Here is a 13506-nt window from a genome sequence, read left to right on the forward strand (position 1 = left end):
TAAAGTATTAATAGTAAATATTGGAATTAATTGATAAATCGCAATGAATAAAAAGGTTTCCCTTATTTTAGGCAGCGGTGGTGCTCGCGGTCTTGCTCATATTGGTGTTATAAATGCGCTAAATGAGCATAACTTCGAAATTTGTTCGATATCAGGGTGTTCAATTGGTGCGCTAATAGGCGGAATTTATGCTGCAGGTAAATTACCTGAGTTTGAGAAATGGATATTAACTATTGATAAGTACGATATTGTGTCTTTACTTGACCTTGCATGGGGCAATAATGGCTTAGTAAAAGGCGATAAAATTATCAATACCTTAAAAACCATGGTTGATGATCTTACTATTGAAGAGTTACCCATGCCTTATACCGCGGTAGCAAGTGACATACTTAATGGTAAAGAAGTGTGGTTAAACTCAGGGCCACTTTTTGATGCGATAAGGGCTTCTATTTCTCTGCCACTTTTCTTTACACCCGTTGAAAGAAATGGAAAAGTATTAATTGATGGTGGGGTGCTAAACCCAGTACCCATTGCACCTACCTTTAACGATGACACAGATCTGAAATTAGCTGTTAATTTAGGCAGTGAACTAGCAATGCCTCCGGAGCCTATCGAGAAGCCTTTAGTGCACAGTGAAAGTTCGGCAATTTCACGATTTATTGCCTCCTTAAAATTTGATAAAGAAGAAAAAGAAGTTAATAAACTAGGAGCATATGAAGTTGCCGACAAAGCATTTGATGCTATGCAATCGCATTTAGCGGCAGCTAAATTGGCAGCATACCCACCTGATGTACTGGTTGAAATTAGTCGAACTGCCTGCGGTACCTTGGAATTTGATAAAGCGGCAGAAATGATAGCGCTTGGGTATAAGACCTGTATTAAAGCTTTAAAAGATAATTATCTTATTTAAATTGTGTAACTATGGGTTTAATGAGTTTAATCGAGCTTTATTAGTGTTAGCGGCGTGCCTTAAGCGAAGTCGAAACTGCTTAAAGTGTTTTTCTAATTTGTCTAGATTTTTAGCGCTTTATCCAATGCTGTTTGAAACAGCTGGGCATTTTGCGAAGCTAAGCTATTTTCTTCAATCTCTTTTTGCCAATGAACGCACCACGTAAATTAAAAGAACATAGGCGTCAACTGGGTTTTGTTTTAATGTTTTACGCGTTTTATCAAATAGCACCAATCACATCAAATACGTATTGCCATTGGATGAATGGTCGTGCTTTTAGGCTGGTGCATTGGCAAGCTTATGTTGGTCAGTTTTTAGAAACCTTTAAGGAATACCCGCCAAGACAAAAACAGCGAGATTTAGCATTGTTCAAGTTATGGAAAAGTTAAATACGTCTGTTAATAATTAAGTTACTCAAAATGTTAGGTAAGCTTTCTGTTGTTTGAAAGCTTACCTATATTGTTAATGATTTGTTTGAAATAAGATCATTTATTTCTTTTGAAGATGCGATTTCTGTTTTACACTGTATTAATGAAACAACAGCAGTGACAGCTCGTTTGTTTACTTTTTCTTTTACGAATGGATTCATGGGGCTAGGGTTTTATTTTTGTTTCATAAAGTCATCTCTTTTTGCTTAATTTTATTATTTGCAATCAGCAATGCATATTCTGCTGAATATAGCCGTTATCTAAAAAATTATTCTGTTGAAGAAGGGCTTTCACAAAGCTATGTAAATCAAACCATTCAAGATGATTATGGGTATTTGTGGGTTGCAACAGACTATGGTCTGAATCGCTTTGATGGTTATGAGTTTGAGCAAATAAGCGGTCCAGATAATATTTTTGCAAATGATGGCATCATTGCAATAAAAAAACTAAAAAATGGTAAGTTAATTGTAAGTACTTACTATACTGGTGCATATTTTCTTGATCCTTTAACGCTTGATGTTACTCGCTTTTACGATGGTAAGTTAATAGAAACAAAAGATGAGTACCTTAGCGTTGAAGAGGTTATTGAAATAGATGACAACTTATGGCTTGCAATTGGTCGTCATCTAGTTTTGTATGATACTTCAACAAACCAAATGAAAATTCAGTTTTCGCTCGCAGAAGTACCTGATTTAATTCGCGCATTATATTTGAAAGATGAATATATTTATTTAGGCACTTCAAAAGGACTGTATGTTTATCACATAGAAACTGGTGGCGCTGGCTTAACACATCATAAACCTTCCGAACTGCCAGACACCGATGATAATAACAATGTTAAGTATTTAGCATGGGATCATCGATTGGGGTTATTGGTTGGCACAGTAGAAGGTTTATATGCAATAAAGCCACATGAAGCAGACTCGAAACCTCGTATGCTTATCCCTGATTTAAATATTTGGGGTGTTGTGAGAAATGCAAATGCTTTTTATATCGCAACAGAAAAAGGCTTATATCGATTTGACCCGATTAATTTAGATCTAAACCTTTTAGCACAATATTCTAAGCGACATCCCTTAGTTAGTAATAATGCGATAAAGGATATTTATCAAGATGATAGTGGCCTTCTTTGGCTTGCTTCAGAATCTAAGGGGGTTTATTACTGGCATCCGGATTTACAAAAATTCTCGAGCTTTAGTAAAGCTTCAGGTGTGGATTTATCCAATTCTTCTGTAACTGATTTCATTGAAATAGAGCCAGGTATTTTATGGATTTCAACAGAAAACGGTTTAACTAAACTCAATATCAAAACAAAAGCAACAAAACACTTTTTTGTTGAGAGCAATCCTAAAAATAAGTTTGGCAATCATTTTATCGGGCAAGTTTTTGATGCGGGTGAGGGCAAAATTTGGCTCTTTCATACTGAAGGGCTAACGTTATTTGATACGGTAAAAGAAGTGGTTGTTCCTACTGCTTTATCTCAAGAAGTTAACAAAGAATTCTCTGAATTGTATGCCAATAGTATTTATCCGATTGATAAAGAAAGATTTATATTTGTAAGCTTCAGGGGTCATTTTATTCTTGATACAAAAAATAATACGTTAAAGCCGCTTGCAAATTTAGATAAAAACTTCGACCCAGAATTAGCAATCGGGTTTATGAAGAGCTTTGTTGATGACAGTGGTGTTTTGTATAGTGTCGGTGGTGAAATTTATCACTACAATTATCAAGAAGATACTTATCAACTAATACATCAACTTGAGAATTATCAAGTACATGATTATAAATTCGCATCTGATTGGGTACGTGATGCTGATGGTATCGTTTGGATTGCCTATAATGCATATGGTGTTTTGGCACTTGACGATAAGTTACAAGTACATAAAGAAATTACTTTTGCAGATGGGTTGCCTGACAATCGCTTATTCAGTATTAGTCAAAGCGATAACAATGCGTTGTGGGTAAGCTCGCAAAGTGGTTTATTGAAATACGATAAATCACTAGACACCATCAATCAATATACCCATGAACAAGGTTTAATAAGTGATGAAGTCTACAGTGCACCTCATAAACTTAAAGATGGCCGCATAGCGTTTACTTCGCCAGCAGGCATTATTTTCTTTAACCCTGACGACATCGAAAAAAGCGGTAAAGATAAAGCTGTTAAGTTATTAGATCTGGAAGTTAAATCGCGTAATAGCAAAACAACTATTGCCAGTATCTTAAAGGATGATTTTTCACTTGAGTATGACGATTTTGGTTTAAAGTTTCATTTTTCAAATTTTGATTTTGCTAATCAAAAGCAAACTAAATACTTCATAGAACTGGATGGACCAAGCCACGTTAAATATGAAAACTACAGTAAAAACAATATTGAGTTTACTCGTTTAACACCGGGCGAGTACACATTTAAAGTCGCAGCTTATTCGCTTAAAACAGGTGTTTTAGGTAAAACTGAAACCTTCAGCTTTGTTGTTAAATATAACCCTTGGACCTCACCGCTTGCGATTTTGAGTTATGTATTTGCGTCATTGCTGATTTTTGTTGCTATTTATATTCGTCGTGTAAAACAGCAACATATTTTACAAAAATTGCATGATGATTCGATGGCGGCTAAAGAACGTGCACGACTAGCACTTGAAGCGAGTAATAGTGGTGTGTGGGTGTATAACAGCCAAAACCATCATTTATACCAAGAGCGTATTATATCTGACCTAGGGTATGGTAATGAGCTAAATGGCAGCTTGCATGATCATATGACACTTATTCACCCTGATGATAGAAAACGTTTAGACAGCGAATGGCAAACATTTTCACAAGGTAAAACTAATCTGTGGGATGTTACTTACCGGATGTTGTCTAAAAACGGGGAATGGATCTGGTATCGCGATATGGGCAAACTTTCTAAAGAGAGTAATGCTGACGGAAGCCTTGTTTATACAGGGACTTATACCAATATTAGTGAAACAAAAAATAAAGAGATGCAAGCACGTCTATATGGCGAAGCGCTTCGTAAGATGAATGAATGGCTGATTATTCTCGATAGTCAATTTAAGCTTGTTGCCTCAAATGAAGCTTTTAATAAACGCTTTGCTAAAAATGGACAAGATGCAAATCAGGAAACCTTACTTGCATTATTTGATGAAAATAAACAAGCAGAGTATCGGGAGCAACTGGCTAAATTAAAAGTCGGGCAACACCTGCGTCGTGAAGAAGTATGGGTTTTTGATAATGAGCACATTGATGTGCTGTTATCAATTTCAACGATAGGCGAAGACAATATTTCCAATTATGTTGTAGTGGTTACAGACCTTACACAGCAAAAAATAGCTGAGAAAAAACTAAAACAAATGGCAAATTTTGACCATTTGACGCAGCTTGCTAACAGAAGTTTAATTAATGATCGTATCGAACAAGCAATTCTACATGCCAAGAATAAAGTGGTTGCCGTTTTGTTTATTGACCTTGACCGTTTTAAGCAAGTAAATGACTCATTAGGTCATAGTATTGGTGATAGATTATTAGTTAAAGTTGCAGAACGTATGTCTCGAGTTGTAGGTGAAGAGCATAGTGTTGGCAGACAAAGTGGCGATGAATTTATTATTCTGTTTGAGGATGTAGTTTCACCGGAAGAAGTGAGCCAATATGCGAGTGAGCTTAATAAACAGTTAGAAAAACCTTACAATATTGATGGCAATACCATAAATATAAGTTCATCGATTGGAATATCCTTCTACCCGTTTGACGCAGAAAACACCGAAGAGCTTATTCAAAAAGCAGATATTGCAATGATCCATGCCAAAAATAGTGGCCGAAATTGCTACCGTTTTTATACAGAGCAGCTTAATAAAGATGCACGTAATCGTGTACTTTTAGAAAATGAATTAGTTAATGCAGTAAAGCAAAATCAATTAACTAACTTTTATCAACCAATTATTAATACTCAGTCACAAAAAGTGGTAGGTGTTGAACTATTGTTACGCTGGTTCAATAAAGAAGAGATGATATCCCCAGGTGTGTTTATTCCGCTTGCAGAACAAATTGGCCAAATTGTTACTATAACGGAACTTGCCCTAGAAAAAGCTACTTTGGAGTTAAAAGACTGGCTTGCCAATGATCGCAACCGCTATTTATCAATAAACTTATCAGCCCTGCATATAGGTCAACCTAACCTTGTTAAAAGTTTTGTGGATATTCTCAATAGCACCGCCGTATCTCCAAGACAAATACGCCTAGAAATCACGGAAGGGATCTTGATTGATGATACGTCTAATGCGCTTGAACAATTACAACGCTTGAAAGATGCTGGTTTTAAGTTGTACTTAGATGATTTTGGTACTGGTTACTCATCCCTTACTTACATTAACCAATTTCCGATTGATGTAATTAAAATAGATCAAAGCTTTATTCGTCAGATGCTTTCCAGTAAAACCAATCAAGCTATTGTACAAACAATAGCAGTACTTGCTAAAAACTTAGGTACTTATTGTATTGCTGAAGGTGTTGAAGAGTTAACGCAAGTAACCGTATTAAAACGCTTAGGTTGTTATAATTTACAAGGGTTTTACTTTGCAAAACCTGTCCCTGCAAACACATTTTTAAGTGAAGAATTTCAATCTAATGTGGAGCGCAAAATTAGCGCTTGTAAGAATGCTTAAAAAAAGGGGCAATTAAGCCCCTTATACACGAAGGGAGTGTTAATTTAGGGTTTCTGTAATAACAGTATCGATCACATGAATAACACCATTAGTAGTGTAAATATCCTTAGTAACCACATTTGCACCTTGGATCTGTAGGGCAACTTGTGGCAGTGATACTTTCCACCAAACATTATTTGCGCCATCACCTTTAGTTTCTCCTGCAGCCATATCTTGTGCAAAGAAGTATAAAGGACGACCCATAAATGCCGCTTGTTTAGTGCCATCAGCACGTGTGATTATGCTCAGACCTTGAATATTATCTGCCATTTCATCAGTAACTATTACTGGTGGCCACGCATCTGCACATGCATCAATACATGTACTGCTAGCTTGACCAAGGTCATTATCGAACACATATAACGTATAACCTGCTTTGTCAGAGCCATTACCACCTACGAGCATTTGACTTGCTGCATCATAAGCAACTTCATCTGACTCCGAATTGGTTGATTCGGTGTAATTGATTAGATCTACTGAAACATCATTGTTTGCAAGAGTGTCCACGGCTTTACCATTTGCGGCAAACGCAGAAACCGAATCAATTTCAGCTGCGACAACATGTTGAAGTAATACATTTGTAAGCGCTGTGTTGTCAGCAAGGAGTGCTGAAAGCACATCATCAGGGATTTTATCAAAAGCCGCATTAGTTGGTGCGAAAACAGTATACGATTTAGTTTCATCAGCTAACGCATCAACCAAGTTTGCAGCTTGTAATGCAGTTACAAGTGTAGAGAATTCAGGGTTAGATACAGCAACTTCAACAATGTTTTGTGTCGGTTCACCTTTAATTGACGGCGGTAAAATTACTTGGTCTACAACGTGAATTACACCATTGTTTGCAGCTACATTCGCAGCAGATACTTTTGATGCATTGATATATAAATCAGTACCAGATAATGATAAAGCAGCCATTTGAGTATTAGCCATAGTGACTTTATTATTCTCACTATTCGCAACTGCAACAGCACCGTCTGACATTACTTTTTCATCAGCGATTACATGGTAAAGTAACACATTTTTAAGGGCTTCAGTGTCAGCAAGTAAAGCTTCTAACGTACTTTCTGGAATTTGTGCGAAAGCTGCATCAGTAGGAGCGAAAACAGTATAAGTAGCTGATTCATCAGCAAGTACATCTGCAAGGCCTGCGGCTGCAGCAGCAATTAATAGTGTGTTAAATGCCCCGGCTTTTGATGCAACCTCAACAATATTTCCAACAGGCTCTGGTACAGTTACGTCACCCACAATAACAGCGTCAATTACATGAATAATTCCGTTAGTAGTATAGATGTCTTTGGTAATTATCTTTGCTCCACCGAACATCAGTGAATCTGTTTCAGAATTAATAGATACAGGTATTTTTGCTCCAGAGGCTGTTTCTGCTTCCATACCGTTTAACGTGTAAGCAGTAACGGAATCAACTTCGCCCACAACGACATGTTGCAATAGAATGCTGCTCAGCACATCTGTGTTTTCAAGCAAAGTGTTAATGGTTTCTTCACCTAAAAGTGCAAAAGCATCATCGGTAGGTGCAAATACAGTGTAAGATTTTGATTCATCAGCAAGTACTGTGTCTAGGTTTGTTGCTTGTAGGGCGGCAACTAAGGTGTTAAATGTACCTGCTGCAACAGCCGTTTCTACTATATTACTAGTTGGCATGTCTTTGTCTTGAGGTGGCATCAAAACAGCGTCGATAACATGAATAATGCCATTGTCGGCCATAATATCCGTTGCGGTAACTGTCACAGTGTTAACAAGCAAGCTGTCACCGTCTAGTGATAAGCCAACGTAATCGCCATTGACCATTTCAACCTTTGAACCTGCACTAGAAATTGCTGCAGACGCATCAACTTTACTACCGATCACGTGATAGGTAAGAATATCTGTCAGCGTATCCGTATCAGCAAGTAAGGCGTCTAAGGTGCCTTCGGGTAAGAGTTCAAACGCGGCATCAGTTGGTGCGAACACAGTAAAATTCCCGTCAGTGTTTGCAAGGGTTTCATCAAGACCTGTAGCCTCTAATGCAGCGACAAGTGTTGTAAAATTACCATCATTTACTGCAACATCAACCACGGTAGTGGCTGAAGGCTCTGGGATGGTGGGTATTTCGACTTTTTCGTTGTTGTCATCGTCATTACACCCAGTTACCACGAGCATTGATGACACTAAGAGTGCAGATTTCAGTAAATTTCTCACAGTGTTTATCCTTTTAAATAATTAACTGGCGATATTTTGTACGCACAAAAAATTTAAGTAGATCAAAGATTCTAAAGTTATTTATTATTCAGTTAATAAAAGAGGTTATTCTGTGAAAGATAAATAAATAGATTTTTGTAATATTTCAGATTGTTACTAAACTTAAAAATAGGGTTTTAATACTCTGGTATTTCGCAATTGCAAGGAAAGCGGCATGCATAAAAATTTAATTAGAATCGCAATTGTTGATGACAGTAAAACCATGTTATTAACACTAAAAGCAATGCTTAATGGGCTCGGTTATCCCAATATTGAGACCTTCTCTTCTGCGCGCTTAGCGTTTGGAATAGTGGAAAAAGATGTTAATGCGTTTCACTGTATTTTAACTGATTTAAATATGCCAGAGTACGATGGTATGGCGTTTATTCGTCAACTTGGAGAAATAGGTTACCCCGGTGGCGTTGCTATTGTTTCTGAAATGGATGAGCGAGTGATTGCACTTGCGGCGGATTTAGCAAAAATTCATCATATTAGGTTAATCGGCAATCTTTCAAAGCCTGTCAGTATTAAACAAATTGAAATGGTGTTAGACCGGCTTAGCACGTTGAATGTCATTAAACAACAAACACTGCAATACCTTTCTGAACAAGAACTTATTGATGCTATTGAAAACCAGCAAATCGAACCTTACTACCAACCTAAAATTAATAGTATTACAAATCGAGTTGAAAGCCTTGAAATCTTAGCGCGTATTGTCAAACCAGGCCACATAGATGCGATTTTACCGCAACATTTTTTACCAACGGCTGTTGCGTTAGGTATCGAAAACATTGTCACATTCCAGTTGGTTGAAAAGGCTGCAAGGCATTACTCTGAACTTAAAGTTCTTTTTGATCATGATTTTAAGTTAGCAATTAATTTGTCGCCAAAACAAATGCAGGATTATTTTTGTGCTCAGCAAATGGCCACGATTTTATGTGTAAACGGCTTAGAACCTAATCAATTTATTATTGAAGTAACTGAAGAATATGCACTTAGAACACCTGAGCAACTAGAAACACTTAACCGCTTACGTATGAGTGGTTATGGCATTGCGCTAGATGATTTTGGCACCGGTTTTACTAATTTAAATCAGCTTAGAACATTACCATTTACTGAAATAAAAATTGATCGCAGTTTTATCTCAAGTATTCGTGATGACAAATTCTCGCAAGTTATCGTTAAGTCATTAATCGATGTGGCAAAAGAGCAAAAAGTAGAACTAGTTGCTGAAGGTGTTGAAGATGTTGAAGATTTAGAATATCTGCAAAAAAGTGAGATTGGGATTTTACTACAAGGTTTTTTTATTTGCCGGCCTAAACCAATTAAAGAAGTTATACGTTGGTATGCAAAATGGAAACAAATGACCGAAACACCTCTTTAAATGAGTTCATAAATAATAGTCATGATATCTAAATAAAAAAACCTTAAACACTGTTCTTTCGACTTAAACCACTATAAAGTAATGTTGTTTTTATGGCTTTAAGGAAAAAGCGAATGAAAGTAACTTATCCACTCATCAGTTTTACGATTTTATCTTCACTGACTTCTTTTAATTCAATAGCAGCCGATACTGCTGACATTGCTAAAAAACTGCAAAACCCAGTTGCTGATATGATCAGTGTGCCTGTGCAATTTAATTATGATCAAAATATTGGTTTAAACGATCAAGGTGAACGCTGGCTTACCAATATTCAGCCAGTGGTACCGTTTGATTTAAATGACGACTGGAATTTAATATCGCGCACCATTATTCCTGTGGTTAATCAAGATTTTGGCAATTTTACGGAATCAGGTATTGGCGACATCGTGCAAAGCTACTTCTTTTCACCAAAAGAAGTTACTGACAATGGCTGGATTTGGGGTGCTGGTCCTGTTTTGATGTTTCCTACGGCTTCTGAGCCTATGTTTGGTACTGAAAACTGGGGAATAGGGCCTACCGCAGTTGTGTTAAAGCAAGATAACGGTTGGACATATGGCGCTTTAGCTAACCACATTTGGGGCTTTGGTGCTGATGAAAAGAAAGGCGAAACAGATGTAAATGCGACCTTTATACAACCTTTTATTGGCTATACATGGCCATCTGCAACATCGCTATTTTTAAACAGTGAAACTACAATTGATTGGGAAAATGATGTTGAATCAGTACCTATCAATTTGGTAGCAAGCCAAGTAGTTAAATTTGGTGACAATGTATTTAGCATTGGAGGTGGTTTGCGCTACTGGGCAAAATCACCAGATCCGGCTGCCGAAGGGTTAGGCGTACGCTTAATGGTAACTTGGTTAATTCCTCAGTAGGTTTAAGTAATGTTTTAGTGATCTGTTAGCTTTAAAGCTAACGGAGCACTAACCAATCTTTAACTTGATGATTAATAAAGCCGCTTTGACGGTATGCTTTTTCTATTTGGCCTTTTTCACGAAGAATCGAAAGGCCTTTCTCAATTATTTCAAAAACCTGTTTGTTTTCTTTTTTTGAATTTGACACCACAAAGTGCCGACTGCCAGGAAGCTTAACTTTAAAACCTTTGATTGGCACAAATCGTTTGCCGTCCTGTGTGAAACTCAGGTCACTTGTATTATAAAATGCAGCTAACATCACATCGCTACGACCCTTAATAATCATATCGGTCATCTGTGTGAATTGACTTACATTATCAAGGTGTTTAAAGCCAATCGCCGACATAATTTTCCAGTCAACTTGCCAGTGTTGGTTTGATATAGCGTGTAACTGCCTTAAATCAGCAAGTTCAGTTACAGCAGTTGCTTTTTTATTTTCTTCAGAAGTATAAAACCCAGCTTCAGCCTCGCCATTGCGAAGCAGTGGTGAGGTAATAAATACACTTTCTTTAATCGATAACGCATCCGATTGCCAAATAGCGGTGACACTTAAATCTAACATGCCTTGCTCTAATAATCGTAAACGTCTTTTATAATGGTCCGCTTGAACAAATTCAATTTTGCCATCATAACCGCCGTAATAAAGAGCCTGTAAAAGCAATACTTGTTCGATTACATCACGATAGGCAAGTGGTCCAGAGTAATCAGTGATTGATTGAATAGGGCGGTTGTTTATGAACTGTTCGACATGCGTCTGTCCTTCAAGTTGAACACCAATGCGAAGAGCGGCATTAACATATGGCGAAACCAAACAACATAACACTGCACAGAAAAGCCAAATACGCATCTTGAATCCTTTTACATATATAAATCCTATTTACAACAATGATTTAATCATAATTATTATGTTAAAGCAGCTTTAGCGTTTAATTTTATAAAAAATAATCATTAGGTTAGAAGTAGGTTGAGTTGTAAATAAAGTCATAAAAACAGCAATGGAATAAAGGTTTTCAATTTTTATATTGTATCTTGCTTATAATTCAGGCACAGTTTCCGTACTTACCTTTTTGGAGTCGACGCCGACATGAACAACTAACTCCCATACAACACAAACATTTTGTTTTCTGTTCGGGATTAGTGGGCGTTACTTCGTCGATTTTCTATCAATTTTTTGTATGTTTTAACAACATAAAACTACGACAATTAGCGCCATAACGCTTATCCCGTTTTACTTTTGTAAAGGGAGGCTGTTATGCCACACATTATTATTTCAAATTTCACTAAGCAACTTGGCAATAAAGTTTTATTCAATAATCTTAATTTGACACTTCAAAACGGCGTTTATGGCATTGTTGGTAGCAATGGTTCGGGCAAATCGACATTTTTAAATGCATTAAATGAAGTAAATCTGGGCACTAATACCATTCAGTTGTTTGGTATGAGTATTTTGTTTTCACAACTATCAACAATACCAAATCAAAATATAGCTCAATACCTAGGTGTAGATAAGCAGCTAAAAGCGTTTAATCAAATCGAAGCGGGTATTGCAAAAGATACTGATTTTGAATTACTTAATGAACAATGGCATTTACCACATAAAGTGAATGCTTTATTAGCTGAGCTAGGATTACCAGAAGACCCTTTTATGTCATGTAAAAATTTAAGTGGGGGGCAATTAGCACGGTTAAAATTGCATTTATGTTTTGCTAGTGATGCAAATATTTTACTGTTGGATGAGCCTTCTAATCACTTAGATAGTAAAGGCAAAGAGTGGCTGATTTCATCCATAAACAAGTTTAAAGGGCTGGTGTTAATTGCAAGTCATGATGAGCAGGTATTGAGTTGTGTAGATAACATTTTGCACTTTAATAATAACAGTGTTCAAAGTTACCCTATGGACTATCAAACGTTCAAAAAGCACTTTACCAGTCAACAGGCGTCTTTATTAGCTAAAATAGATCATGAAAAGGCGGCGCAAAGAAAGCTTAAAAAAGTAGCTCAGCAAAGCCTCGAAAAAGCCCAGCAGCGTGCTGCACAAGGGAAGAAATTACGCGCGTCAGGCAGCCAAGCCAAAGTGCTATTAGATGCTAAAAAGAATGCTGCCGATAAAACAAAAAGCAGGCTTATATCGATGCAGCAACATCGATTAAGTGATGCAAAAGAAAAACTGGCAAACCTCACAACACAGCAATCTTCGTCTAAATCACAACATTTTTACCTTAACCAAGCGGAGCATCATAAAGAGAGTACTTTGCTTACAATAGAAGATTGGCAATGTGCTTATTTAAATAGCTCAAGTGTCTCGTTTACAGTAAAACAAACAAATCGAATTTGGCTAAAAGGGCCAAACGGTTCAGGCAAGTCAACGCTATTAAAAGCTCTCACAGATGCAGAGAGTACCTCGCCATTTATTACTTTTAAAAGTGGTGACATTACCTATTTAGATCAACATTATGTGTGGTTAGATAGGTTTTCTTCAAGCCTAGACGCCTTAATGACGATATCTAGTAATTTGACTGAGCAACAAGCAAGAAGCTTGCTTGCAGGCGTAGGTTTTAAAGGTGATAAGGTTTTTTCAAACACATTAAGCTTAAGCGGCGGTGAAAAAATGAAACTGGCGATGCTATGTGTAAGTTATGCCAAAGAAAATGCGTTATTATTGTTAGACGAGCCAGACAACCATTTAGATATTGAATCTAAAGCGAAGTTAACAAAGGCGTTATCGCGCTTTATACTTGTAAGCCATGATATTAATTTTGTAAATTCATTGAATATCAATATGATAATAGATATACAGGTTGGGCATACTTTTGCAGTAAATTAAAAATGCTGCTCTGTAGTAACATTTGAAATATTGATG

At 36.8% G+C, this 13506-nt stretch carries 8 protein-coding genes; 6 read left to right on the forward strand and 2 right to left on the reverse strand.

Annotation, left to right across the window (positions count from 1 at the left end):
• Positions 1–43 precede the first annotated feature (43 nt).
• The 3 genes from ON073_RS00490 to ON073_RS00500 all read left to right on the forward strand — a co-directional run bounded on the left by ON073_RS00490 (position 44) and on the right by ON073_RS00500 (position 6035).
• Positions 44–910, forward strand: coding sequence for a patatin-like phospholipase family protein (locus ON073_RS00490; RefSeq protein ID WP_274759899.1), 867 nt, complete (start codon positions 44–46; stop codon positions 908–910).
• Between the two features lie 242 nt (positions 911–1152).
• A complete protein-coding gene (locus ON073_RS00495; RefSeq protein ID WP_274759900.1) occupies positions 1153–1338 on the forward strand; it encodes a hypothetical protein in 186 nt (61 codons plus the stop codon).
• A 218-nt stretch (positions 1339–1556) separates the two neighbouring features.
• Positions 1557–6035: an EAL domain-containing protein gene (locus ON073_RS00500; RefSeq protein ID WP_274759901.1), complete on the forward strand. Its 4479-nt coding sequence runs from the start codon at positions 1557–1559 to the stop codon at positions 6033–6035.
• 39 nt (positions 6036–6074) lie between these two features.
• Here ON073_RS00500 and ON073_RS00505 read toward each other — a convergent pair whose 3' ends face one another.
• On the reverse strand, positions 6075–8270 hold the full coding sequence (locus tag ON073_RS00505) for a fasciclin domain-containing protein (RefSeq protein ID WP_274759902.1): 2196 nt from the start codon (positions 8268–8270) through the stop codon (positions 6075–6077).
• 214 nt (positions 8271–8484) lie between these two features.
• Here ON073_RS00505 and ON073_RS00510 point away from each other — a divergent pair, with 214 nt between their 5' ends.
• Positions 8485–9693 carry an EAL domain-containing response regulator gene (locus ON073_RS00510; protein WP_274759903.1) on the forward strand — a complete coding sequence of 403 codons (1209 nt, stop codon included), beginning with the start codon at positions 8485–8487 and terminating at the stop codon, positions 9691–9693.
• Positions 9694–9806: 113 nt separating this feature from the next.
• Entirely contained in the window at positions 9807–10607 is an 801-nt protein-coding gene (locus ON073_RS00515) for a transporter (protein ID WP_274759904.1), read from the forward strand.
• A 37-nt stretch (positions 10608–10644) separates the two neighbouring features.
• Here ON073_RS00515 and ON073_RS00520 read toward each other — a convergent pair whose 3' ends face one another.
• Entirely contained in the window at positions 10645–11493 is an 849-nt protein-coding gene (locus tag ON073_RS00520; protein ID WP_274759905.1) for a hypothetical protein, read from the reverse strand.
• A gap of 405 nt (positions 11494–11898) precedes the next feature.
• On the opposite strand from ON073_RS00520, the gene ON073_RS00525 reads away from it, so the two are divergent.
• Positions 11899–13470, forward strand: a complete 1572-nt coding sequence (locus ON073_RS00525) for an ATP-binding cassette domain-containing protein (RefSeq protein WP_274759906.1) — start codon at positions 11899–11901, stop codon at positions 13468–13470.
• Positions 13471–13506: the final 36 nt, after the last annotated feature.

This window comes from Pseudoalteromonas sp. G4 (assembly GCF_028875915.1).
Lineage (GTDB): Bacteria > Pseudomonadota > Gammaproteobacteria > Enterobacterales > Alteromonadaceae > Pseudoalteromonas.